This is a genomic window from Qipengyuania pelagi, from assembly GCF_009827295.1.
Lineage (GTDB): Bacteria > Pseudomonadota > Alphaproteobacteria > Sphingomonadales > Sphingomonadaceae > Qipengyuania > Qipengyuania pelagi.
Map to the genome: position 1 here is coordinate 45,161 of NZ_WTYD01000003.1, position 25,307 is coordinate 70,467.

At 63.4% G+C, this 25,307-nt stretch carries 22 protein-coding genes; 13 read left to right on the forward strand and 9 right to left on the reverse strand.

Going from position 1 to position 25,307, the window contains the following annotated elements; all coding sequences use genetic code 11:
- Positions 1-54: 54 nt before the first annotated feature.
- Positions 55-189, forward strand: a complete 135-nt coding sequence (locus GRI47_RS15215) for a hypothetical protein (RefSeq protein ID WP_272916530.1) — start codon at positions 55-57, stop codon at positions 187-189.
- Between the two features lie 167 nt (positions 190-356).
- Here GRI47_RS15215 and rplL read toward each other — a convergent pair whose 3' ends face one another.
- The 7 genes from rplL to GRI47_RS13730 all read right to left on the reverse strand — a co-directional run bounded on the left by rplL (position 357) and on the right by GRI47_RS13730 (position 3,983).
- The gene (gene rplL, locus GRI47_RS13700; protein WP_067680291.1) at positions 357-731 is read right to left on the reverse strand and encodes a 50S ribosomal protein L7/L12; all 375 of its coding nucleotides are present in this window, start codon (positions 729-731) and stop codon (positions 357-359) included.
- Between the two features lie 68 nt (positions 732-799).
- Complete coding sequence (rplJ, locus tag GRI47_RS13705) at positions 800-1,315, reverse strand: 50S ribosomal protein L10 (protein WP_160661939.1); 516 nt, start codon at positions 1,313-1,315, stop codon at positions 800-802.
- 394 nt (positions 1,316-1,709) lie between these two features.
- Complete coding sequence (locus tag GRI47_RS13710) at positions 1,710-1,985, reverse strand: hypothetical protein (protein WP_160661940.1); 276 nt, start codon at positions 1,983-1,985, stop codon at positions 1,710-1,712.
- Positions 1,986-2,160: 175 nt separating this feature from the next.
- A complete protein-coding gene (locus tag GRI47_RS13715; protein ID WP_160661941.1) occupies positions 2,161-2,394 on the reverse strand; it encodes a hypothetical protein in 234 nt (77 codons plus the stop codon).
- A gap of 71 nt (positions 2,395-2,465) precedes the next feature.
- The gene (locus GRI47_RS13720) at positions 2,466-3,290 is read right to left on the reverse strand and encodes a hypothetical protein (RefSeq protein WP_160661942.1); all 825 of its coding nucleotides are present in this window, start codon (positions 3,288-3,290) and stop codon (positions 2,466-2,468) included.
- Positions 3,265-3,477 (reverse strand): helix-turn-helix domain-containing protein, encoded by a 213-nt coding sequence (locus GRI47_RS13725; protein ID WP_160661943.1) that lies wholly within the window; start codon positions 3,475-3,477, stop codon positions 3,265-3,267. Before GRI47_RS13725 ends, GRI47_RS13720 begins: the two co-directional genes overlap by 26 nt.
- Complete coding sequence (locus tag GRI47_RS13730) at positions 3,477-3,983, reverse strand: DUF2975 domain-containing protein (RefSeq protein ID WP_160661944.1); 507 nt, start codon at positions 3,981-3,983, stop codon at positions 3,477-3,479. The genes GRI47_RS13725 and GRI47_RS13730 overlap by 1 nt, the downstream gene beginning before the upstream one ends.
- 426 nt (positions 3,984-4,409) lie before the next feature.
- On the opposite strand from GRI47_RS13730, the gene rpoB reads away from it, so the two are divergent.
- The 5 genes from rpoB (at position 4,410) to GRI47_RS13755 (ending at position 18,791) form a co-directional block, all read left to right on the forward strand.
- Positions 4,410-8,594 (forward strand): DNA-directed RNA polymerase subunit beta, encoded by a 4,185-nt coding sequence (rpoB, locus tag GRI47_RS13735; protein WP_160661945.1) that lies wholly within the window; start codon positions 4,410-4,412, stop codon positions 8,592-8,594.
- Between the two features lie 77 nt (positions 8,595-8,671).
- On the forward strand, positions 8,672-13,000 hold the full coding sequence (gene rpoC / locus GRI47_RS13740) for a DNA-directed RNA polymerase subunit beta' (protein WP_160661946.1): 4,329 nt from the start codon (positions 8,672-8,674) through the stop codon (positions 12,998-13,000).
- 268 nt (positions 13,001-13,268) lie between these two features.
- On the forward strand, positions 13,269-15,593 hold the full coding sequence (locus tag GRI47_RS13745; RefSeq protein WP_160661947.1) for an EAL domain-containing protein: 2,325 nt from the start codon (positions 13,269-13,271) through the stop codon (positions 15,591-15,593).
- 91 nt (positions 15,594-15,684) lie between these two features.
- Complete coding sequence (gltX, locus tag GRI47_RS13750) at positions 15,685-17,037, forward strand: glutamate--tRNA ligase (protein WP_160661978.1); 1,353 nt, start codon at positions 15,685-15,687, stop codon at positions 17,035-17,037.
- Positions 17,038-17,081: 44 nt separating this feature from the next.
- Positions 17,082-18,791 (forward strand): SulP family inorganic anion transporter, encoded by a 1,710-nt coding sequence (locus tag GRI47_RS13755; RefSeq protein WP_160661948.1) that lies wholly within the window; start codon positions 17,082-17,084, stop codon positions 18,789-18,791.
- A 3-nt stretch (positions 18,792-18,794) separates the two neighbouring features.
- Here the strand turns inward: GRI47_RS13755 and pyk are convergent, their stop codons facing one another.
- The gene (gene pyk, locus GRI47_RS13760; RefSeq protein WP_160661949.1) at positions 18,795-20,273 is read right to left on the reverse strand and encodes a pyruvate kinase; all 1,479 of its coding nucleotides are present in this window, start codon (positions 20,271-20,273) and stop codon (positions 18,795-18,797) included.
- 50 nt (positions 20,274-20,323) lie between these two features.
- On the opposite strand from pyk, the gene GRI47_RS13765 reads away from it, so the two are divergent.
- From GRI47_RS13765 to ruvC, 6 genes are all read left to right on the forward strand, one after another.
- Positions 20,324-20,650 carry a DUF1244 domain-containing protein gene (locus GRI47_RS13765; protein ID WP_337190708.1) on the forward strand — a complete coding sequence of 109 codons (327 nt, stop codon included), beginning with the start codon at positions 20,324-20,326 and terminating at the stop codon, positions 20,648-20,650.
- Between the two features lie 81 nt (positions 20,651-20,731).
- Positions 20,732-20,968: a DUF2312 domain-containing protein gene (locus tag GRI47_RS13770; RefSeq protein ID WP_067678053.1), complete on the forward strand. Its 237-nt coding sequence runs from the start codon at positions 20,732-20,734 to the stop codon at positions 20,966-20,968.
- Positions 20,969-21,082: 114 nt separating this feature from the next.
- Complete coding sequence (locus GRI47_RS13775) at positions 21,083-21,400, forward strand: heavy metal-binding domain-containing protein (protein ID WP_160661979.1); 318 nt, start codon at positions 21,083-21,085, stop codon at positions 21,398-21,400.
- A gap of 66 nt (positions 21,401-21,466) precedes the next feature.
- The gene (locus tag GRI47_RS13780) at positions 21,467-22,375 is read left to right on the forward strand and encodes a CE1 family esterase (protein ID WP_160661951.1); all 909 of its coding nucleotides are present in this window, start codon (positions 21,467-21,469) and stop codon (positions 22,373-22,375) included.
- A gap of 111 nt (positions 22,376-22,486) precedes the next feature.
- Positions 22,487-23,230 (forward strand): YebC/PmpR family DNA-binding transcriptional regulator, encoded by a 744-nt coding sequence (locus tag GRI47_RS13785; protein ID WP_160661952.1) that lies wholly within the window; start codon positions 22,487-22,489, stop codon positions 23,228-23,230.
- Positions 23,231-23,257: 27 nt separating this feature from the next.
- Complete coding sequence (gene ruvC, locus GRI47_RS13790) at positions 23,258-23,731, forward strand: crossover junction endodeoxyribonuclease RuvC (protein ID WP_160661953.1); 474 nt, start codon at positions 23,258-23,260, stop codon at positions 23,729-23,731.
- 121 nt (positions 23,732-23,852) lie between these two features.
- Here the strand turns inward: ruvC and GRI47_RS13795 are convergent, their stop codons facing one another.
- Complete coding sequence (locus GRI47_RS13795) at positions 23,853-24,353, reverse strand: hypothetical protein (protein ID WP_160661954.1); 501 nt, start codon at positions 24,351-24,353, stop codon at positions 23,853-23,855.
- A gap of 597 nt (positions 24,354-24,950) precedes the next feature.
- On the opposite strand from GRI47_RS13795, the gene GRI47_RS13800 reads away from it, so the two are divergent.
- A complete protein-coding gene (locus tag GRI47_RS13800; protein WP_160661955.1) occupies positions 24,951-25,307 on the forward strand; it encodes an ArsC family reductase in 357 nt (118 codons plus the stop codon).

A 25,307-nucleotide genomic window follows, 5' to 3' on the forward strand; every position in this document is an offset into this window, starting at 1 on the left:
TATCCGCGTCGGCGCGCGGAAGGTCGCATGCCGGAAATAACTCGGAGAGACGCCATGAAGAAGTTCGTAACCATGCTGGCGCTGGGCAGCTCGATCGTTCTGCTGTCCGCCTGTAACACGGTACGCGGTGCAGCGGCCGACGTGGAATCGGTTGGCGATTGCGTCGACGGCGTCGAAGGCAATTGCTGAGCCGACGCGAAGCTTACGCTTCGTAAAAGAGGCGCTGCCCCTGGGGCGGCGCCTTTTTTGTTGGGTCCGACACGGGTGCGGGCGCCGTCGCCCGAAAGCGGACAAACGAAAAGGGCGGCGCCTCGCGGCACCGCCCTTTCCTGTGTCTCGCAAAAGCGATCCGAAGATTACTTGAGTTCGACCGTGCCGCCAGCGGCTTCGATCTTGCCCTTGATTTCTTCGGCTTCCGCCTTGTTGACGCCTTCCTTGATGGGCTTCGGCGCGCCTTCGACGAGCGCCTTGGCTTCGCCCAGGCCCAGACCGGTGATGGCGCGGACTTCCTTGATGACCTGGATCTTCTTGCCACCGTCGCCGGTCAGGACGACGTCGAATTCGTCCTTTTCTTCGGCTGCGGGGGCATCGCCACCGGCGGCGGGACCCGCGACGGCAACGGCAGCGGCGGCGCTAACGCCCCACTCTTCTTCCAGCGCCTTGGCAAGCTCGGCGGCTTCCATGACGGTCAGTTTGCTCAGTTCTTCGACAAGCTTGGCGATATCGGCCATGATATTTCACTCCAAATTTCAGCTGGGACAGAGGCGTCCCGAGAATGTTTGCTTCTGCGGTAAATCGCTTACGCCGCTTCCTTGGCGCCATAGGCACCGAAGACGCGTGCGAGCATCGATACGGGTTCCTTGATCGTGCGGACGACCTTGGTGGCCGGCGCATTGACAAGACCCACGATCGTGCCGCGCAGCTCGTCGAGCGAGGGCATCGAGGCGAGTGCCTTGATCCCGGCTTCGTCGAGCACGCTCGCCCCCATGGAACCACCGACGATTTCAAGCTTGTCGTTGGTCTTGGCGAAGTCCACCGCGACCTTCGCGGCCGCAACCGGATCGGTCGAATAGGCGAGCGCGGTAGGCCCGCTCAGATATTCGTCGATACCGGTGTAATCGGTGTCCTTCAGGGCGAGCTTGGCGAGGCGATTCTTCGCAACCTTGTAGGTCGCGCCAGCGTCGCGCATCTTCTGCCTCAGTTCGGTGGACTGGGCCACCGTGAGGCCGAGGTTGCGGGTGACGACCACCACGCCCGCCTCGGCGAAGACTGCGTTGAGCTCGGCGACCGAATCGGCTTTCTGCGAACGATCCATGCCATACTCCTTCACAATGTGCGCCGCATGGCTGGCCATGCGGTTGGCACTATGGCCGCTCGGGATGGCTCCCGCACGGCCGGCTCAAATCGATCCATGCCGCTGATCGGCACGAACCTGTCCAGTGATGGGGAAGGAGGGCGCATCGACTTCAGGAGCGATACACGCCGGACGGCCTTGCACGCGGCAGGGCCGAATAAATCTCGTTTCCCCGTCTAGGCTGGAAATTAAGACCGGCAGATCCCGGTCACCAACTGTCTCGGACGGCTGAATGCCGGATACCTGTTCGCGAAAACGAAAAGGCCCGCCATTCGTGGGCGGGCCTTTAGCGTCGGGTGCGTCCGAGTCAAGTGAAAGCCTGAAGCACGGATGCCGCGAAAAGAGGGTGTGCCGCTTACATCGGCGTTTCGGTGGCGTCGGGAACCGGCGTTTCCATCATCGGGTCGGCGGCCATGCCGTCTTCGTTCATAGTCCCGTCATCGTTCATGGTCCCGTCTTCGCTCATGGCGTCATCGGCCATCGGCGTCTCGGTCATGCCCTGGTCCATAGGCTCGACCGCGGCGGGCTCCATCGAGGTGGTATCGGTGCCGTCGACTTCGTCCGCCGATTCGCCACAGGCGGCGAGCGAGAGGGCGACGGGAAGGGCGGCGATAAGAGCAAGCTTGTTCATGACGGTCTCCTGATGGTGGGGAAGATTACGGCCATGAAATCGCCACAATCGGTGAAAGTTCCGAAAAATCTGTCGCTTCGGTCCGGGGCGGACACGAAAAAGGGCCCCGGCCAATAGGCGGCGGGGCCCTTCATCCGAAAGGTCCGGGTGGAGCCAGGCCCCACCCGAAAGCCTATTACATCGGGGTTTCGGTGGCTTCCGGAGCCGGGGTTTCGGTGACCATGGTGTCTTCGGTCACGGTTTCTTCCATCGGGGTTTCGCCGGCCATCGGGGTTTCAGCGGCCATCGGCTCGGTGGTCATGACTTCGGTTTCGGTGGCGACGGGCTCCGCAACGGTATCTTCGGCGGCGTTGTCGCAAGCGACGAGGCCGAAAGCGAGCGGGAGAGCGATAAGAGCGAGCTTCTTCATGGGTAAATGTCCTTTGCCGGTTAGAGCGCGTCGAGATTGGCGCGCCGCGATTTGGCCGTCACATTATCGCCTTATTTGGAAGCGCTGCCAAGCGGAATTTTTGCATCGCGAAAGAATTGGTTTTCCGTAGGAGGTGCGAGGTCGATATCTGTGCGCCGGGCCGCGTGCCCGGCCGCGAGAGCGGCGGACCCGGCCATGGTCAGTGCAAGGAAGCCGACCACTAGAGAATCGATTATCATCAAGACCCAGTCTAGCCAGACGGGCGCCCATTTCATCGCCGCTATGGCCAGTCCGTAATGAGGGACCATCAGTGGCAGGAAACCCGCCACGAGCAAAGCGATCGCATACCAGAACGAACCGCGCATGATGGCCACCGAGCGTAACGGGCCGATCCGCGCATTCCCCAACGCCCAAGCCACGGCCCAAGCGGTGAGGTAGATCATCATTACCTGCTGGGCCACGCCGCTCGTGATATCGACAGCCAAACCTTCAAGCCCCAGTGGCGCGAGGAGGTTGGGGCCGAAAAGAGCCCACCAAGACTGCGCGCCGGCGAAGGCGAAGACAAGAGCGAACAAGCCGATCGCTGGCCACTCGATCCGCACCGCACGGGCCGGATCGCCCAGCAGAAGATAGCGGACGAACCAATAGCCGGGCAGTCCGATCGCCAGTGTCTTCGCAAAGCCGAACCAAAGCCGTAGCGGATCGCCTTCCGCCGCTTTCGCACCCGCCAGATCGAAATACATGCTCGCCTGCAGCTCGACGACGTGCTGCGCCATCTCCACCAGAACCGGGATCAGGAACAACAGTGGAAAGGAGAGAGCGAACCTCCATGATTCTCGATAGATGGTCTTTACGTCGGTCCACATCGCGTCAATTCCCCTCTTCTTCATATCCAAGCAAATCGCCCGGTTGGCAGTCGAGCTCGCGACAGATCGCCTCGAGCGTCGAGAAACGGATCGCCTTGGCCTTGCCGGTCTTGAGGATCGACAGGTTGGCAAGCGTGAGGCCAACGCGGTCGGCGAGGTCGGTCAGCGTCATTCGCCGCGCGTGGAGCAGATCGTCGAGTTTGACCCGGACCGGCATCAGACTGTGCCCTCAAGATCGTCGCGCATGATCGCGCCTTCCTTGAAGATGCGCGCCAGCACCAGCAGCAGCGGCACGGCGAACCAGCCGGTCAGGGACAGCGACCAGCCGAGATATTCGCCGCTCGTCGCGCTCGCCCAGACCGAAACCTGTCCAAAGGCCAGATCGACCAGATTGATCGCAAGCAGCGCCCAGGCGATGGTGGCGAGGCGCTTTGCATTTGTTTCGGTAAAAGCCGCGCCTGCCTGCGTATCACGAAGCATGGCGATCAGCCGCGTGAAGATAAGATGGGCGGCTCCAACGACTACGAACACGCAGACGCAGGCGAACTTGAGCCAGAAGAATAAAGCTTCGACAGAGCGAGGACCTTCGAAGGCCCGATCGAACATCGTACGGAACTGGTCGGGATCGGTCACCATCATCGCCAGCAGCAAGGCGAACAGCGCCCCCGCTATCCAATTCAGCCAATTCGCTGCCCGCAGCATCCAGATCGCCGTTCTCAGCATTGGTCGAATCTCCAGGATCACTTATCGAAATTCGATATGGCCTTGTCCGTCCTTATCGTCAATCGATAAATTGCTTATCGCTTTTCGAGAATTGTGTAGGGGCCCAATCGTCAATCTGACCATTCCCTTGCCTAGGGCTGCACCTGTTGACCCCCGCCGTTTGCCACCCTATATGCCGCCGCGACCGCACGCTTCGAGCGAGTTCCGATTCATGCGCGGGAATCGGCACCAGGATGGAAGCGGCGTTTCCATATCGCGACGCTTGATAAAAGAGCTGCAGCTGCCGACGGATACCCTCATCGAAGGGCCGGTCGGCGATCCGCTGCGGCCTGTTCGCGTCGGCATGGATCTTCAGCGCGAGAGTTGAATTTGCGGCCTCCCATCGCGGGCAGGTCCGGCACTGCTAGAAAAAGGCGAAAGTCCTGTATGGCTACCAAGGCGAAAATCCCGACCAAGTCCAAGGCGTCCGGCACCGCGAAGCGGCGCATCCGCAAGATCTTCGGCGACATCCACGAAGTCGTCGATATGCCGAACCTGATCGAGGTCCAGCGCGAGAGCTACGAGCAGTTCCTGCGTTCGAACAAGGAGATCGATTACGTCTCCGGCCTGGAAAAGACCCTGCGTAGCGTTTTCCCGATCCGCGACTTCGCCGGCACCGCCGAGCTCGATTTCGTCCATTACGAACTCGAACCGCCGAAATACGACATCGTCGAATGCCGCCAGCGCGGCATCACCTATGCCGCCCCGATGAAGGTGACCTTGCGCCTGATCGTGTTCGAGGTGGACCAGGAAACCGAAACCCGCTCCGTCCTCGATATCAAGGAACAGGACGTCTACATGGGCGACATGCCGCTCATGACGAGCAACGGCACCTTCGTCATCAACGGGACCGAGCGCGTCATCGTCTCGCAGATGCACCGTTCGCCGGGTGTCCTGTTCGATCACGATCGCGGCAAGACCCATTCCTCGGGCAAGCTGCTGTTCGCCGCGCGGATCATCCCCTATCGTGGGTCGTGGCTCGATTTCGAATTCGACGCCAAGGACATCGTCAACGTGCGTATCGACCGCAAGCGCAAGCTGCCGGTCACCTCGCTCCTGTTCGCCCTCGGCCTCGACAGCGAGGACATCCTCGACGTCTTCTATGAAAAGAAGACCTGGGAGCGTGCCAAGGACGGGTGGCAGATCCCGTTCGTCCCCGAAGCATGGCGCGGCCACAAGCCGGCCTTCCCGCTGATCGATGCTAAGACTGGCGAGGAAGTCTTCAAGGCGGGTGACAAGATCAGCCCGCGCGCCGCGAACAAGGCGGCGAAGGACGGGCTCGAGACGCTGCTGCTGCCGACCGAGGAAATCTTTGCCCGCTACGCCGCGCGCGACATGATCGACGAGAGCACGGGCCGCATCTATATCGAAGCGGGCGAGGAAGTCTCGCCCGAGAACCTCGAAAAGCTCGACGCCGCGGGCATCGACCGGATCGACCTGCTAGACATCGACGACGTCAACACCGGCCCCTGGATGCGCAACACGCTCGAAGCCGACAAGGCCGAGAACCGCGACGAAGGTCTGGAAGCGATCTACAAGGTCATGCGTCCGGGCGAACCGCCGACCAAGGAAACCGCAGAAGCGCTGTTCGAAGGCCTGTTCTTCGACGCCGACCGCTACGATCTGAGCGCGGTCGGCCGCGTGAAGCTCAACATGCGCCTCGACCTCGATGCCGAGGACACCGTCACCACGCTGCGCAAGGAAGACATCCTCGCGGTGGTCAAGGAGCTGGTGAACCTCAAGGACGGCAAGGGCGAGGTCGACGATATCGACAATCTCGGCAATCGCCGCGTGCGTTCGGTGGGCGAGCTGCTGGAAAACCAGTACCGCGTCGGCCTGCTGCGCATGGAACGCGCCGTGAAGGAGCGCATGAGCAGCGTCGACGTGTCGACGGTGATGCCGAACGACCTCATCAACGCAAAGCCCGCCGTGGCGGCCGTGCGCGAATTCTTCGGCTCCAGCCAGCTTTCGCAGTTCATGGACCAGACCAATCCGCTCTCGGAAGTGACGCATAAGCGCCGCGTCTCCGCGCTCGGGCCGGGCGGTCTGACGCGTGAGCGCGCGGGCTTCGAAGTCCGCGACGTTCACCCGACCCATTACGGCCGCATCTGCCCGATCGAGACGCCGGAAGGCCCGAATATCGGCCTGATCAACTCGCTCTCGACCTTTGCGCGCGTCAACAAGTACGGCTTCATCGAGACGCCGTATCGCAAGGTGAAGGACAACAAGGTCACCGACGAGGTGATCTACCTGTCCGCGATGGAAGAGCAGAAGCACACCGTCGCGCAGGCCTCCGCCGAGCTCGACGAGAATGGCGGCTTCGTGGAAGAGCTGGTCTCGGCGCGTCAGAGCGGCGACAACCTGATGGCTCCGCGCGAAACGATCACGCTGATGGATGTCAGCCCCAAGCAGCTCGTCTCGGTCGGTGCCTCGCTCATTCCGTTCCTGGAAAACGATGACGCCAACCGCGCGCTGATGGGCGCCAACATGCAGCGTCAGGCCGTTCCGCTGGTCCGGGCGGAAGCGCCCTGGGTCGGCACAGGTATGGAAGAGACCGTGGCGCGCGATTCGGGTGCCGCGATCACCGCGACGCGCGGCGGCGTGGTCGACCAGGTCGACGCGACCCGCATCGTGATCCGCGCCATCGGCGAGGTCGAGGCCGGCCAGTCGGGCGTCGACATCTACACGCTGCAGAAGTTCCAGCGCTCGAACCAGGACACCTGCATCAACCAGCGTCCGCTGGTGAAGGTGGGCGACGCGGTCGAACCCGGCGACATCATCGCCGACGGTCCCTCGACCGATCTCGGCGAGCTGGCGCTGGGCCGCAACAGCCTCGTCGCCTTCATGCCGTGGAACGGGTACAATTACGAAGACTCGATCCTGATCAGCGAACGCATCGTTAAGGACGACGTGTTCACCTCGATCCATATCGAGGAATTCGAGGTCATGGCCCGCGACACCAAGCTGGGCCCGGAAGACATCACCCGCGACATCCCGAATGTCGGCGAGGAAGCTTTGCGCAACCTCGACGAGGCGGGCATCGTCTATATCGGCGCGGAAGTGCATCCGGGCGACATCCTGGCGGGCAAGATCACGCCCAAGGGCGAAAGCCCGATGACGCCGGAAGAAAAGCTCCTGCGCGCCATCTTCGGCGAAAAGGCCAGCGACGTGCGCGACACCTCGCTCCGCCTGCCGCCGGGCGTGGCCGGGACCGTGGTCGAGGTGCGCGTCTTCAACCGCCACGGTATCGAGATCGACGACCGTACGCGCGCGATCCAGAACGAGGAAATCGAACGCCTCCGCAAGGACGCGGCGGACGAACGCTCGATCCTCAACCGCGCGACCTATAACCGCCTCAAGGACATGCTGCTCGGCCAGACGGCCTCGGCCGCGCCCAAGGGCGTGAAGAAGGGCTCGGAGATCGACGAGGAGCTGCTCGAAGGGATCGATCGCCACGAATGGTTCAAGTTCGCGGTGGCCGACGACAATCGCCAGGCCCAGATCGAAGCGGTGAAGTCGCAATACGATTCCGCGGTCAAGCTGATCGACGACAAGTTCGAGGACCGTAAGGAAAAGCTCGAACGCGGCGACGAACTGGCACCGGGCGTGCTGAAGATGGTCAAGGTCTTCGTGGCGGTGAAGCGCAAGCTGCAGCCGGGCGACAAGATGGCCGGCCGCCACGGGAACAAGGGTGTCATCAGTCGCATCCTGCCCATCGAGGACATGCCGTTCCTCGAGGACGGGACCCCGGTCGACATCGTGCTCAACCCGCTGGGCGTGCCGTCGCGCATGAATGTCGGACAGATCTTCGAAACCCATCTCGGCATGGCGGCCCGCAATCTGGGGATGCAGATCGGGACGGCGCTCGAAGACTGGAAGGCCGCCAATCCGAACGCGGCCGAGGATTACGCCAAGGCCAAGCCGCCCGAAGCGGTCGTGGATCGCCTCAAGGACGTCTATGGCGAGCAGTATCACGAGGACATCGACAGCCGGTCGGTGGAAGAAGTGGTCGAACTCGCGGGCAATCTGCGCGCGGGCGTTCCGATGGGTACGCCGGTGTTCGACGGCGCGCGCGAAGGAGACGTCACCGTGCAGCTGGAGAAGGCCGGGCTTCACAGCTCGGGCCAGTCGGTCCTCTATGACGGCCGCACCGGCGAGGCGTTCGACCGCAAGGTGACTGTGGGCATCATCTACATGCTCAAGCTCCACCACCTCGTGGACGACAAGATCCACGCGCGTTCGATTGGTCCGTACTCGCTCGTCACCCAGCAGCCGCTGGGCGGTAAGGCGCAGTTCGGCGGCCAGCGCTTCGGTGAGATGGAGGTATGGGCGCTTCAGGCCTACGGCGCGGCGTATACCTTGCAGGAAATCCTCACGGTCAAGTCGGACGACGTGATCGGGCGGACCAAGGTCTACGAAGCGATCGTCAAGGGCGACGACACCTTCGAGGCAGGCATTCCGGAGAGCTTCAACGTTCTCGTCAAGGAAATGCGCAGCCTGGGCCTCAATGTCGAGCTGAAGAACTTGGCCGACGACGAGGACGATGACGGCCTCGCGATCGCTGCCGAATGATCGGGGTGGGGCGGTCGCCTGATGGCCGATCGCCCGCCTCCACCGCCCCTGATTTATCCCTCAAAGGGAATTGAGACATGAACGAACTGACCAAATTCACCAACCAGCTCGCGAAGCCCGAAACCTTCGACGAGATCCAGATCGGCATCGCCAGCCCCGAGCGTATCCGCTCGTGGAGCTTCGGCGAGATCAAGAAGCCCGAGACGATCAACTACCGCACGTTCAAGCCCGAGCGTGACGGGCTGTTCTGCGCGCGCATCTTCGGTCCGGTGAAGGATTACGAGTGCCTGTGCGGCAAGTACAAGCGCATGAAGTACAAGGGCGTCGTCTGCGAGAAATGCGGCGTCGAAGTCACCGTTACCAAGGTGCGCCGCGAGCGCATGGGCCATATCGAACTGGCCGCGCCGGTCGCGCATATCTGGTTCCTGAAATCGCTCCCCAGCCGCATCGGCCTGCTGCTCGACATGCAGCTCAAGCAGCTCGAGCGCGTGCTGTATTTCGAAAGCTACATCGTCACCGAGCCGGGCCTGACCCCGCTCGAGAAGTTCCAGCTGCTGAGCGAGGACGACCTCCTCGAAGCGCAGGACGAATATGGCGAAGACGCCTTCACCGCCGGGATCGGCGCGGAAGCGGTCAAGCTGATGCTCATGGACCTCGACCTGGAGCAGGAGCGCGACGACCTCATGGAGGAACTCGCGACCACCAAGTCGAAGCTGAAGCCCGCCAAGATCATCAAGCGTCTGAAGGTCGTCGAAAGCTTCATCGATTCGGGCAACCGCCCCGAATGGATGATCCTCGAAGTGATCCCGGTCATCCCGCCGGAACTGCGCCCGCTGGTTCCGCTGGATGGTGGCCGCTTCGCGACCTCGGATCTGAACGATCTCTATCGCCGCGTCATCAACCGCAACAATCGGTTGAAGCGCCTGATCGAACTGCGCGCGCCGGACATCATCGTCCGCAACGAAAAGCGTATGCTTCAGGAAGCCGTCGACGCGCTGTTTGACAATGGCCGTCGCGGCCGCGTCATCACGGGCGCCAACAAGCGTCCGCTGAAGTCGCTCTCCGACATGCTCAAGGGCAAGCAGGGCCGCTTCCGCCAGAACCTTCTGGGTAAGCGTGTCGACTATTCGGGCCGTTCGGTCATCGTGACCGGGCCGGAACTCAAGCTGCACCAGTGCGGCCTGCCCAAGAAGATGGCGCTCGAACTGTTCAAGCCGTTCATCTACGCCCGCCTCGACGCCAAGGGTCTCTCGATGACCCTGAAGCAGGCCAAGAAGTGGGTCGAGAAGGAGCGCAAGGAAGTCTGGGACATCCTTGACGAGGTGATCCGCGAACACCCGGTGCTGCTGAACCGCGCACCGACGCTCCACCGCCTCGGCATCCAGGCCTTCGAGCCCGTCCTGATCGAGGGTAAGGCGATCCAGCTTCACCCGCTGGTCTGCGCCGCCTTCAACGCCGACTTCGACGGCGACCAGATGGCCGTCCACGTCCCGCTGAGCCTCGAGGCGCAGCTGGAAGCGCGCGTGCTGATGATGTCGACCAACAACATCCTCTCGCCCGCCAACGGCAAGCCGATCATCGTGCCCTCGCAGGACATGGTCCTCGGCCTTTATTACCTGTCGATGGAACGGCAGGAAAAGACGCCCGAATTCGTCGAGAACGACAAGGGCGAGAAGGTCGAGAAGCTGCCCATGTTCTCGGACATGGCCGAAGTGCACCAGGCGCTGGAGACGAAGCAGGTTTCGCTCCACACCAAGATCCTCGCCCGCGTTCCGCAGGCCGACGAGAGCGGTGCCATTTCGATGCAGCGCTTCGAGACGACCGCCGGGCGTATGCTGATCGGCGAATGCCTGCCCAAGAACCACAAGGTTCCGTTCGACATCGTCAACCGACTGCTGACGAAGAAGGACATCGCCGACGTGATCGACGAGGTCTATCGTCACACCGGCCAGAAGGACACGGTGCTGTTCGCCGATGCGATCATGACGCTGGGCTTCCGCCACGCGTTCAAGGCCGGCATCTCGTTCGGCAAGGACGACATGATCATCCCCGAAAGCAAGGTCGGGATGGTCGAGGAGACCAAGTCGCTCGTCGCCGATTACGAGCAGCAGTATCAGGACGGCCTGATCACGCAGCAGGAGAAGTACAACAAGGTGATCGACGCCTGGAGCCGTTGCGGCGACCAGGTGGCGGACGCCATGATGGACGAGATCAAGTCGCAGCCGATCGACGATGACGGCAAGCAGGCCCAGATCAACTCGATCTACATGATGTCGCACTCCGGCGCGCGTGGCAGCCCGGCGCAGATGAAGCAGCTGGCGGGTATGCGCGGCCTCATGGCCAAGCCGTCGGGCGAGATCATCGAGAACCCGATCATCTCGAACTTCAAGGAAGGCCTGAACGTCCTCGAATACTTCAACTCCACCCACGGCGCCCGCAAGGGTCTCGCGGACACGGCGTTGAAGACCGCGAACTCGGGCTATCTGACCCGCCGCCTCGTCGACGTGTCGCAGGACTGCACGATCGTGATGGAGGACTGCAAGACCGAGAACGCGCTCGACATGCGCGCCATCGTCCAGGGCGGTTCGGTGATCGCTTCGCTCGGCGAGCGTATTCTGGGCCGTACCCTGGCCGAGGATGCGGTGAACGCCGCCACCGGCGAAGTCATCGCCAAGGCCGGCACGCTGCTCGACGAACCGATGGTCAAGGCCATCGAGGAAGCCGAAGTCCAGGTCGCCAAGATCCGCTCGCCGCTGGTCTGCGAAGCCGAACAGGGCGTTTGCGCGACCTGCTACGGACGCGATCTTGCACGCGGTACGCCGGTCAATATCGGCGAGGCCGTGGGCGTCATCGCGGCGCAGTCGATCGGCGAGCCGGGCACGCAGCTGACCATGCGGACCTTCCACATCGGCGGTGCGGCGCAGCTCAACGAAACGAGCCACCTCGAAGCGGTGTCGGCCGGTAAGGTCGTCTATCGCGATATGCCGACCATCACCGACAAGCGCGGTCGTATCCTCTCGCTCGCCCGCAATGGCGAGCTGGCGGTGATCGACAGCGAAGGCCGCGAGCGTGAAATCCACAAGGTGCCCTACGGCACTATGCTGATGCACAAGGATGGCGAGCAGGTCGAAGAGGGTGGCCGTCTGGCCGAGTGGGATCCGTTCTCGCTCCCGATCATCACCGAACAGTCGGGTGTGGTGAAGTTCCAGGATCTGGTCGAAGGCTCGACCCTGGAAGAACGCGTCGACGATGCCACCGGCATCGCCCAGCGCGTCGTCACCGAAAACCGCGCCACCGGCCGCAAGAAGAAGGAAGAGCTGCGCCCGCGCATCACTCTCTTCAACGAAGCCGGGGACGAAGCGGAAGCCGCGCGCTATATGCTGGCGCCGGGCACCACGATGTCGGTCGAGGACGGCCAGCAGGTCGAAGCGGGCGACATCCTCGCCCGTGCCAGCCGCGAAGCCGCCAAGACCCGCGACATCACCGGCGGTCTGCCGCGCGTGGCCGAACTGTTCGAGGCACGCCTGCCCAAGGACATGTCGGTCATCGCCAAGATTTCGGGCAAGATCGAATTCGTCCGCGAATACAAGGCCAAGCGCAAGATCGCGATCATCCCGGAAGAGGGTGATCCGGTGGAATACCTGATCCCCAAGACCAAGGTGATCGACGTTCAGGAAGGCGACTTCGTGAAGAAGGGTGACACCCTGATTTCCGGTTCGCCCAACCCGCACGACATCCTCGAAGTCATGGGCGTCGAGGCGCTGGCCGAGTATCTCGTGAACGAGATCCAGGAAGTCTATCGACTCCAGGGCGTGAAGATCAACGACAAGCACATCGAGACGATCGTTCGTCAGATGCTGCAGAAGGTCGAGATCACCGATGGCGGCGACACCACGCTGCTGCCGGGCGAACAGGTCGATCGTGCCGAGATGGACGAGTACAACGCCAAGCTGGCGCGCAACAAGAAGAAGGCCGAGGGCACGCCGATCCTGCTGGGGATCACCAAGGCGTCGCTCCAGACCCGGTCCTTCATCTCGGCTGCCTCGTTCCAGGAAACCACGCGCGTGCTCACCCAGGCTGCGGTCGAGGGCAAGAAGGACACGCTGGTCGGCCTGAAGGAGAACGTGATCGTGGGCCGTCTCATCCCCGCCGGGACCGGCGCGGGCATGAACCGGATGCGGATCACCGCTTCCAGCCGCGACGCTGCCCTGCGCGCTCAGTGGAAGAAGGCGCAGGAAGCGATCCTGGCGGCCCAGACCGCGGAAGAGGAACACGCAGCCGAACTCGCGCAGGATTCGGACGCGGCGATCGGCGACGATCCGCTGGCCCGGATGGAAGGCGAAACGCACGGCACCGACGCCGATGCGGGTGACTATCTGAACGAGGAAGCGGCCGACGGCGAATAAGCCCCCTTCCATCTCAGTGACGGGATTGACCCCGCCGGAGCCATGCTCCGGCGGGGTTTTTCTTGCCCTCGATGAGGGTCCGTCAGGCGATGGTTCTATCATATTGATTTCGGATACATTTTGTTAAATGATAACCGATACTTACCGACTCGCATCGATTCAGGGCTCGAAAAGCCTTCGGAAATGCGATTGGTTTATCGACTGAATCCGGCCCGGCGTGGGGATGCCTGGGGCGGATCGCTCACGGAGGCGTCGAGTGGGATGCAGGGTGACGCAGGCTTGCGATAGCGCAGCGCTCGTTCGGAAGCGGCGCCTCGAGACGGCCATCGCCACCGGACCGATTGCGCAGATCGCGACGAGCCTCACCGCGATCATCCTTGCCGCTGCATTCTATGGTGTCGTGCCGCATCCGGCTCTGGCAGCTTGGCTGCTGTTAGCCTTCATCCTCCTCGCGATCCGCCATACGATCATCAGGGCCGCGACGTGCGAGACGCTGGACGGTAGCGAGGTGCGCACCCATCTCAACCGAATCGTGGCGGCAAAGGCTGCGACATCGATCTTCTGGGCTGCGAGCTTCGTGCTCTTTGCGCGCTATGCTTCAGGAGAACGCCTCGCGCTCCTGATCCTCGTCGCCGCGCTGACCTTCGTCGGAACGATGCTGCTGCACCGGGGTGTGCCGCGCGCAAGCTTCGTGCATCTGACTGCTATCCTCATCGGCATCACCCTCAGCGCGCTGACAGTCGCCGGTTCAGCGGCGATATGGGTCGTCCTGCTGCTGGTGCCCTATGCGCTGATCCTCGCACGCTTTACGATCTCGCAGGATCGCGCCTTTGTCGAGGCGACGATCGGCGAGAATATGCGGCTGGAAAACGAACAGACCGTCCGCCTGCTTCTGAACGAATACGAAACCCAGGCGCAGGACTGTCTGTGGTCGGTGGGGCCCCGCGGTCGCTTGCGCGATGTGTCGCAGCGTCTCGCCAATTTCCTCGGACAGGATATCGAAGCGGTGGAGGGAACGCCCTTCGGCGACCTGTTCATAGAAGGTCGGCAGCGCACGCGCCTCGTCGATCTGCTCGCGAACCGGGTTCCGTTCCGCGACGAGATCGTGAAGCTCGACATCAGGGGACAGACGCGGATATGGCGAGTCAGCGGACGGCCGAAAGCTAATGGCTTCGTCACTGGTGTCCTGCGCGACGTGACCGAAGCTTTCCGCACCGAGGAGCGCGTGCGGTATCTCGCCTTGCACGACGATCTGACCGGTCTCGCCAACCGCCACGCCTTCACCGAACATTTGCGCGAGCGAATGGGGCTGACCGGTGACCCTGTCCGCAGGATCGCGCTGTTCTATCTCGATCTCGACGATTTCAAGGCGATCAACGACACGTTCGGCCATCGCACGGCCGATGCGATCCTGTGCGAAGTCGGCTGGCGCCTGAAATCCCAATTGCGCGAAGCGGACCTCGTCGCGCGGCTGGCTGCGGACGAGTTCGCGATCGTGATCGAAAGCGCGCTTGGCGACGGGATGCTGATCGAACGCGGTCACCGCCTGCTGGCCGCCATGCGCGAACCCTTCCTGGTCGAGGATCGCCTGATCGAGGTATCGGGCAGCGTCGGCATCGCGCGCTGTTCCGAAGAAGCCTGCGAGGCGGAGGAGCTGGTGAGGCGGGCTGATCTCGCCATCGTCGCAGCCAAGGCGAAGGGGAGGGGGCAGCTCGCCCTGTTCGACCGCGCGCTTGACGCAAAGGTCCAGCAACGCCGCCGCACCGAACAGGACCTGCGCGTCGCGCTGCTTGAAGGGGGCCTGCGCGTCCATTATCAGCCCGTCATCGACATCGCGACCGGGCGGACTACGGCCTATGAGGCGCTGGTGCGCTGGGATCATCCCGAACGCGGGATGTTGCCACCCGACGAATTCCTCGCAATCGCGGAGGAAACCGGATTGATCGTCCCCCTGGGGGAATTCGTGATCCGCCAGGCGCTTACCGAGATGGCGGGCTGGAAAGGGAATTTCCGTCTCAGCATCAATCTCTCGCCCAGTCAGATCCGTTCGGTGGACCTGCTTCCAACCATTGCCGATGCGCTCGCCGCGACCGGGTTCGATCCCAGCCGCATCGAATTCGAGATCACCGAACACGTCATCCTCCAGGCCGATTCGTCCGCCACTGCGACGCTCGATCGCCTGCGCGCCAGCGGGATCAAGATCGCGCTCGACGATTTCGGGACCGGCTATTCCTCCCTCAGCTATCTGCGGCGTTTCCCCTTCGACCGGATCAAGATCGACAGGAGTTTCGTGAAGGATCTGACCACCAGTGCCTCGTCCCGCGCGATCGTCAGCACGGTGATCGCCTTGGGACGCAGCCTGGGGATGCAGGTGACAGCCGAAGGGATCGAGGATCGCGCGCAATTGCAGATCCTCGGCGAATTGGGCTGCGATGAAGCACAGGGCTATCTGATCCTCGAACCGCTCGCCGCCTCCGAACTGGACCGGGTGCGTGCGGGGCTGGGGGCGGACCGGGGCGATGGCGTGCTGGACTACGCCGCCGCGCGCGACGCGATCCTGCGGCGGCGCAAGCAATCAGGACAGAGCGCCTGATCGCCGGGAAAGAACGATTGCGGGCTCTCGCCACCTTCGCGGCCTTTCGCTATCGCAGCCCGCGATGACCAACGCGCCAACCACCGTTCCTATGACCGTGACCCGCTTCGCCCCGTCCCCGACCGGGCGCCTCCATGTCGGCAATATCCGCACCGCGCTGCATAACTGGATGCTGGCGCGCAAGGCGGGCGGGCGGTTCCTGTTGCGGATCGACGATACCGACGCGGACCGCAGCCGCGAGGAATATGTGGAGGCGATCCGGGACGATCTGGCCTGGCTGGGCCTTCGTCCCGATGGCGAAGAGCGCCAGTCCGAGCGGTTGCCGCATTACGAGGCGGCGTTCGAAAGCCTGCGGGAAGCGGCGAGGGTCTATCCCTGCTACGAGACGGCGCAGGAACTCGAACTGAAGCGCAAGATCCAGCTCGGGCGCGGACTGCCGCCGATCTACGACCGCGGCGCCCTGGCACTGAGCGAGAAGGATCGTGCAGCGAAGGAAGCCGAAGGGATCGCACCGCACTGGCGCTTCAAGCTCGACCACGACACGCCGATCGTGTGGGAAGACGGGGTGCGCGGGAAACAGAAATTCGACGCTGCGCAGCTCTCCGATCCGGTGATCCGCCGCGCCGACGGGTCCTGGCTCTACATGTTGCCAAGCGCGGTGGACGATCTCGAAATGGGCGTAACCAACGTTCTGCGCGGAGAGGACCACGTATCCAATACCGCCGTTCAGATTCAGATGTTTACCGCACTTATTGCTGCGCAGCATAAGGGCGCTGCCATGATGCCGGAATTCGCGCACGAGGCCTTGCTGGTGGGGAGCGAGGGCAAGCTGTCGAAGCGGCTGGGAGCGCTCGGCTGCGACGCTTTTCGCGAACGCGGGATCGAACCGGATGCGCTGGTCGCCTTGCTCGCTCGTCTCGGAACATCCTTGCCGGTCGAACCGATCGCGGAAAGGGATAGCCTTGTCGAGACGTTCGACCTCTCCACTTTCGGCCGCGCCCCGGCCCGGTTCGATGACGGCGAGCTCGACCGCATCAATGCCGCGCTGGTGCACCGAATGGACTATGCCGACGTGGCCGATCGCCTGCCCGACGGGATGGATGCTGCGGGCTGGCACGCGGTGCGGCCCAATCTCGAGAAAGTCGCCGATGCCGCCGGGATCTGGCGCCTCGTCACGGGACCCGTGCCGGTGCCCGAGCTGTCGGACGAGGATCGCGCTTATTGCGCCATTGCCGCTGACGCGCTCGTCTGGGGGGAAGACCCTTGGCATTCGCTCACCGGGCGGCTCAAGGATGCGACCGGACGCAAGGGCAAACCCCTGTTCCTGCCGCTGCGGCTGGCGTTGACCGGGCAGGCATCCGGCCCCGACATGGGCGAATTGCTGCCGCTGATCGGCGAAGCGGAGGCGCGACGGCGCCTGATGGCTGCGGCGGAGCAGGGCTGATCGGGAGACGCTTACCATGATCGGCCAACCATGATCGGCCAACCATGATCGGACAGGCTCTCAAGCCGCGTGTCGGCTGGCTGACCGATCTGACCACAGGCGCGCTGGTCAAGGATATTGTCGCCGGGCTGATCCTCTCCATCCTGCTGGTCCCGCAGGCCATGGCCTATGCCCAGCTGGCGGGCCTGCCGCCGCAGACCGGGCTGTTCGCCGCCTTATTACCGCCCCTGATCTATGCCCTGTTCGGCACCAGCAATTTTGTCTCGATGGGTCCGGTGGCTCTCGTCTCCCTCGTCGTCGCGGAGGCGGCGGGCAATGCCCCCGTGCCGCCCGAAATCGCTGCGGCGGTGATCGCGGTCGAAGCAGGCGTCGCCCTGGCGCTCCTCGGCGCGCTCGGTCTCGGTCGGCTGGTCAATTTCATCAGCGAGCCGGTCCTGCTCGGTTTTACCGCCGCCGCCGCTTTCCTCATCGCGGCGAGCCAGCTGCCGACTTTGATCGGTGTCGAGGCCCCGCGCGCGGGCGACCTGCCGACCGCGCTGCAAGGCCTGTGGAGCGGGATCGGCGGGTTCAGCTGGGCGACCACCGTAATTGGTCTCGCCAGCCTCGGCGCGCTGCTGCTCATCAATCGCTATGCCGCCGCGATCCTGTGGAAGCTCGGCCTGCATCCGCCCTTCCGCCAGGCCGTGGCGAAATCGCTGCCCTTCGTCGTGATCGTCCTTGCCGCGCTTGCCGTCTCGCAGATCGCCGCGCCCGTGGAGACGGTGGCGGCGGTCGAGCGCGGTCTGCCGAGCCCGCCTTGGCCGCTAGGCGGGCCTTCGCTCTGGCTCTCCCTGCTGCCGAGCGCGTTGGCCGTCGCGGTGATCGTGTTCGTCACGGCCACCGCCGTCGCGAAGTCGCTCGCGGGGAAGGATCGCAGCGCTCTCGACACCAGTCGTGAAGCGGTGGCGCTGGGCCTCGGCAATATCGCCGCGGTCGCGACGGGGGGCTATGCGGTCGGCGCGAGCCTCAGCCGATCGGCGCTGGTCGAGGATAGCGGCGCGCGCAGCCCCCTGGCCTCGATCGTGGCCTCTCTCGTCGTGCTCGCGGTGTTGCTGTTCCTCGCGCCCTATCTGTCCCTGCTGCCCAAGACCGCGCTGGCGGCGCTGGTCATCAGTGCGGTGTTCGGCCTCATCAAGATCCGCGCGATCAGGGAGATCGTCGCGCATGACCGGATCGAAGGCGCGATCGTCGGCATCGCATTCCTCGCCACGCTGATCTTCGGCGTCAGGCTGGGTCTCGCCATCGGCGCGGGCGCGGGGTTGGCGCATTTCCTCTGGTTCTCGTCGCTACCGCGCGTGACGCGGGTAGGCAGCGACGATGGCGGCGCGTCGTTCCGGTCAGTGGATCGCGATGCGGTCACCATCGACACGCTGCCGGTCCTGATCGTGCGGATCGACCGGTCGATCTATTTCGGCAATGCCGCCTTTTGCGAGGACGAGATTTTCGCCTGCCTCGCCCGCCATGACGGGGTGACCTGCCTCGTTATCGACATGCGCGCGGTCAACGGTGTCGATGCCAGCGGAGCGGCGATGCTGCGGCGCCTGACGGAGCGATTGCACGAGATGGACATCGCGGTCCATTTCGCCGAGGCGCACGAGCCGGTGACACGCGCGCTGACCTCGCTCGATGCGAATATCTGCTGCTTCCATCGCACGATCCAGCTGGCGATGGAGCAATGCGGCGCGCCGGTCGACGAAAGAATCGCGCCCACCTGAAGCCTATTTCTGGAGCGCGCGCTCCTTCTCGTAATTCTCCAATTCGTCGCCGCTGAGCGTGACGACATGGAGCAGGTTGGTCGCCCCCGGCGTTCCGAACGGCACGCCCGCCAGCGCGATCAGCTTGTCGCCGCCTTCGCCCAGCCCGTGGCGCAGCGCCATGCGCTTGCCCTTGGCGATCATCTCCTCGAAGCTGCCGATATCCTTGGTCGCCACGGCATGGGCGCCCCACAACAGCCCCACGCGCCGCGCGGTCGCCATGGAGGGCGTCAGCACCAGCATCGGCACCGAGGGCCGCTCGCGCGCGACGCGCCGCGCGGTCGATCCTGATCCGGTGAACACCGTGATCGCGCGGATCGAAACCGTATCCGCGATCGTCATGCAGGCATGGCTGAGCGCGTCTGCGGTGGTCCGGTCGGGCGGGGTGTCGAGGAAGCGGACACGGCCCAGATAGGCCTCGTCGCGCTCCACCTGGATGGCGATCTTGTCCATGATCGTGACCGCTTCTTCCGGCCAGTCGCCAGCGGCGGTTTCCGCCGACAGCATGATGACGTCCGCCCCGTCATAGACCGCATTGGCCACGTCGGAGACTTCGGCGCGGGTCGGCGCGGGGCTTTCGATCATCGATTCGAGCATCTGCGTCGCGACGATCACCGGCTTGCCCGACAGGCGCGAGGCGTTGACGATCTGTTTCTGAAGCGGCGGAACCTCCTGCGGCTCCAGCTCGACGCCGAGATCGCCGCGCGCGACCATGATCGCGTCCGACAACTCGACGATTTCGGCGAGGCGGCGCACCGCCATCGGCTTCTCGATCTTGGCGCACAGCCCGCCCCTTCCGCCCATCAGCCTGCGCGCTTCGGCCAGATCCTCGGGCCGCTGGACGAAGCTCAACCCGATCCAGTCGACCCCCTGTTCCATCGCGAAGGCGAGGTCCTTGCGGTCCTTTTCCGTCAGCGCGGGGATCGGCACTTCCGCATCGGGGACGTTCACACCCTTGCGATCCGAGATCACGCCGCCGACTTCCGCCGAACACAGGATCGCATCCTCGTCCGCCCGGATCACGCGCAGGCGGATCTTGCCGTCATTGATCAACAGGCGCTGCCCCTTTTCGAGCAGGCCGAACAATTCGGGGTGCGGCAGTTGGACGCGCGTCTCGTCGCCCGGCTCGGGATTGCGGTCGAGCGTGAAATGGCCCGAATGGCGGATCACCGCCTTGCCGTCCTTGAAGGTGCCGACGCGCAGTTTCGGCCCCTGCAAATCCGCCAGGATCGCGATCGGCCGCGCGAATTCCTTTTCCAGCGCGCGGATCGCGCGGATCGTCTCGCCATGCACGGAATGCTCGCCATGGCTCATATTGACCCGGAAGGCGTCGGCACCGGCCTTGAACAGGCGCCGCAGCATATCGGGATCGCGGCTCGCCGGGCCGATGGTGGCGAGAATCTTGACCTTCCGCGCGCGCGGATCGAATTTCTTGATCGTCATGGCTACCGCCTATGCCACCCCCGCGTTGCAAGACAAGGACTATGCCCACCGTGGATACGAATACCAAGACCGACGCGCTCGATGCGCTCCCCGACGCTGTCGCGGCCGAGGCCTTTCGCCGCCTGGTCCGTCATTTGCAGCATCGCCACGATGCGCAGAACATCGATCTGATGGGCCTTTCGGGCTTTTGCCGCAATTGCCTTGCCGACTGGATCCGCGATGCCGGTTTCGATGGCGACAAGGAAGCGGCGCGCGAACTCATCCACGGGATGCCGAGCGTGCAATGGAAGGCCACGCGCCAGTCCCCCGCGACCGAGGAGCAGCTGGCACGGATGCAGGAGAGCGTGGCGAAGAACGCGAAAGCGGACGCGGAATAATCCGCACGGCCCACTTCACCCCCGCCGCGCCTCTGGCTATCGAGCGCGCAACCTATCCCGAATCACATTGGAGTATACGAGATGGCCGAAGCCACCGACGACCGCCTGCGCCTGCTGATCGAGCGCATCGAACGCCTCGAGGAAGAAAAGAAGGGCATCGCCGACGACGTGCGCGACGTCTATGCCGAGGCGAAGGCGGTGGGTTACGATCCCAAGATCATGCGCCAGATCGTCCGCCTGCGTAAGATGAAGCCCGACGATCGCAGCGAACAGGAGATGATCCTCGACACCTACAAGGCCGCGCTCGGCATGGGTTGAGAGGGCAGGTGAGGCGAGCCCGGTTGACGAGACCAGCTGTATTGTCCTACTAATACGGCATTCGAACCTACGCAGGAGAAGATGATGGCCGGCCCCTGGAAAGACGCGCGCGGGATTACCGTGACGACCACTCCCACGATCGAGGGCAAGCCGATCCAGGATTACCTCGGCATCGTCACCGGCGAGGTGATCGTCGGCGCGAACCTGTTCCGCGACCTGTTCGCCAATATCCGTGACATCGTGGGCGGGCGATCGGGCAGTTACGAGCGCATCCTGCGCGATGCACGCGAACAGGCGATCCAGGAATTGCAGGCCGAATGCGCCGCGCTGGGCGGAAACGCCGTAGTCGGCGTCGATCTCGATTACGAGGTGATCGGCGACACCGGATCGATGCTGATGGTCTCCGCCAGCGGGACCGCCGTGCGCATCTGATTGGTCTGCGCGGGCGAGGGGATACGACCCTTGCGGCGCCTGTCGGGTGTGTGCGATGCCCTGCGCATGAAGCACTCCCTTTTTGCGCTCGGCGCGCTCTGCCTGTTCTCCGCCCCGGCCTCGGCTGCGTGCCTGCTCCCTCCGGCGGGTGAGAGTGCCCCCATGCGGCTTGTGTCGCAGGATGGGCCTCCCATTCTCGTACACACGCCGAAGGGTTACGATCCCGCCCAGGGCGCGGTGCCGCTCGTCTTCCTGCTGCATGGCAGCGGCGGGACGGGGGCCGCGATGCTGCGCGACAGCAAACTCGCCGCGACCGCCGATGCGCATGGTTTCATCCTCGTCGCGCCCGATGCCGGCATCCCGCTCGGCGAAGGGTTTGCGTGGAACATTCCCGGCGTGCCCACCGTGGCGGGCGAGCTTCCTGGGCCGCAGGACCGCGACGATGTCGATCATGTGTCTTCCATCGCCGATGCCCTTGTCGAGGGCGGGTGCGTCGATCCGGCGAGAATCTATTCGACCGGGCTTTCGGGCGGCGGGCGGATGACCTCGTGGCTCGGTTGCGTCGAGAGCGATCGTTACGCGGCGATCGCACCGGTCGTTGGCCTGCGCGCCGGTATCGCGAAGGCGGACGACGAAAGCGAGGTCGATCCCGCCACTTGCACGCCCGAAAACCCGATGCCGGTGCTCGCCTTTGCGGGGTTGAAGGACAATACCAACCCGCTCGCGGGTGGGCAGGGCCTGCGCTGGGGCTATTCGATGCACGCAGCCGAGCAGCGCTGGGCGCAGCTCAACCGCTGCGAGGCCGCGCCGACGACCAACTGGGTGGCACCCGGCATCTACGAGGAACGCTATGGCGATTGCACGGAGGGCGCGGAGGTCGCTGCGCGGATCGATAGCGAGGGCGGGCACAGCTGGGTGGTCGACAACGAGGTGTTGTGGGCCTTCTTCGCCCGCCACAGCCGTCCGCAACAATAGGCGCGTTATGGCGGCCTAAAGGTTGCCCATCGGCGCTAGGCGGGTGTAAGGCCGCGCCATCCGCGGCCCCGTTCGGGGCCCGATCCCATCGTTCCCTCTTACAGGTTTCCCATGGCAGGCCATTCCAAATTCAAGAATATCATGCACCGCAAGGGTGCGCAGGACAAGAAACGGTCCAACCTGTTTTCCAAGCTCAGCCGCGAGATCACCGTGGCGGCCAAGATGGGTATGCCCGATCCCGACATGAACCCGCGCCTGCGCCTGGCGGTGAACGCGGCCAAGGCGCAGTCCATGCCCAAGGACAATATCCAGCGCGCGATCGACAAGGCGAGCGCGGCCGATGGCGAGAATTTTGAAGAGGTCCGCTACGAAGGCTACGGCCCCGGCGGCAGCGCGATCATCGTCGAGGCGCTGACCGACAATCGCAACCGCACCGCCACCGCCGTGCGCACTGCCTTTTCCAAGAATGGCGGCAATCTCGGCACCGAAGGGTCGGTCGTGCACGGGTTCGACCGGCTCGGCCTGATCGTCTACCCCGCCGATGCGGGGAGCGAGGACAAGGTCCTCGAAGCCGCGATGGAAGCGGGCGCGGAAGATATCGTCTCCTCCGAGGACGGGCACGAGATCTGGACCGCGGCGGACGATCTCCACCAAGTGGCGAGCGATCTCGAAACATCGCTGGGTGAGGCGGAGACGGTGAAGCTCGCCTGGAAGCCCAATCTTACGGTCGAGATGGACGAGGGCCATGCCAGCACGCTGCTGAAGCTGATCGACACGCTGGACGATGATGACGACGTGCAGACCGTGTGGGGCAATTATGACATCTCGGACGAGGTGATGGAGAAGCTGGGCTGATCATGTCCCGGCAGGCCTGAGCGTCGGATGCTGATACTCGGCCTCGACCCTTCCCTGTCCTGCACCGGCTGGGGCGTGATCCGGGCCGAAGGATCGCGCCTCGCCCATGTCGCGAACGGTCAGATCAGGACCGACGTGAAAGCGCCGATGGCCGCACGGCTGGCGGCGATCCAGTCGGCCCTCGCCGCAATCATCCTGGAACACCGCCCCATGCGCGCGGCGGCGGAAGAGGTCTTCGTCAACAAGAACCCGCAATCGACCCTGAAACTCGCCCAGGCGCGCGGCGCGGTGCTGGCGGCGTGCGGGATGGCCGGGCTCGCCGTGAACGAACACGCCGCCCGCCTCGTCAAGAAAGCGGTCGTCGGCACCGGAGCTGCGGAAAAGCCGCAGGTCCAGGCCATGCTCAAAGTGCTGTTACCGGGGACCTGCGTCGCGGGAGCGGACGCCGCCGATGCGCTTGCAGTGGCGATCGCTGATGCTCATTTGACGCGGTGCGGGTAGGGCTGGGCAATCGAATTATTCGACCTAGCGCGTTACCGAACCGCGTCCAGGGAATTCCCCAAAGTCTGGGGAATGGATACCTGCCCACCAGTGTTGATGTGCAAGTGACCAATAGAGCTCCTCACCATCGCGTCCAGTTGAGCGATGCAATCACTATGTCGCCCCGTGCCATGGATTGGTTGGATATGAGATAGATGGTGGCCGAAGGGCCATGCAGCGAAGGCTGAACAATTACCTTATCGAAGACGATTGGAATCCGCGTCAGAATTTCAAAATCGGTAGCGCCCTGCTCGGAGCCACTCTGTGGATTGGAAAATTTCACGAGTAGGCTGTCGCGCAAGCCAGCGCCAATGCTATCGGTACTGACCCACAAACCTAGATAGCTATCTGCACCATATCGGGTCCCACTCACTGAGACAAACTTGTAACCTTCGATAGAAGGGGCGTTCTCCAGTCTAGTGACATCGGCATGAAGGGGTGAGGCCGGTCGACCAAATCGTTCAGGAATTGACTCGCAAGAGAATTCAGCCTCAATCGATCCGTCGACATCTGCAAGGGTTTGAAAAGGGAGGCGGACATAGCGGCCGTCTTCTAGGAACAACTGCCCAGTCAGTGGTCGCATACTGATTACATTCGAGGAAAATCGGTTCCCGGTAGCAATCATCCGTATCGAGACCAAGTAAAGGCCGGTGTCGATATCGCTCTTGGTTTGCGTGCCGATAAGGACGCTTTGGGGCAGCGTCGCGGTGTCGCAATAGCTGTCGAGCGAAGGCGGGTTGCTCTGCGCCCAGCCCGGCCCAGGCGCTATCGCGATGCAGAGGAGTAGAAGCAAAAGCGTCAGCTTCGTACGACAAGACGACCTGCTATGCAGGCACCGCTTCTTTAGCGGTGGACCGCATAGACGAGGTTGAGCGTAAACAAGCCAGCTAAGCATCCATGTTCCCTTCGCTCGAATGCGTGCCGCGGCATCATAGAGGCTATCGAAACAGATTTCTGGGTCAATCGCCAGTCGTAAGGTTTACGCGCCTTGCTCAGATTTCACATGATCCGTCTGTTAGTTTTCGAACGGATCTAAACCAATGGCGTACGTCGACAAAAGAGGGGGTGTGAGCGGACCATCTGCTTATCCTTGAACAACCTCCAAAACCGACACGGCTTGTGGCACTGGCAAACAACGGGCACATCCGATTTTCGCCGAAATCACGTGTCCGGAACCATCATGGCCAAAATCCAAATCTACGGCATCCCCAATTGCGACAGCGTCAAGAAAGCCCGCAAATGGCTGGACGCGAACGGGCTCGATTACGCCTTTCACGATTACAAGAAAACCGGCGCGGATCGTGCCACGCTTGAACGCTGGGCGGATCGGTGCGGGTGGGAGAGCCTGTTGAACCGTCGCGGCACTACGTTTCGCAAGCTGGACGAGAGCGACAGGGCCGATCTCGACCGCGAAAAGGCGATCGACCTCATGCTGCAACACACCAGCCTGATAAAGCGCCCCATTGCCCAGCATGAGGACGGGCAGCGCACGCTGGTCGGCTTCAGCGAGAGCGAATGGGAGAATGCGTTTTGCTAA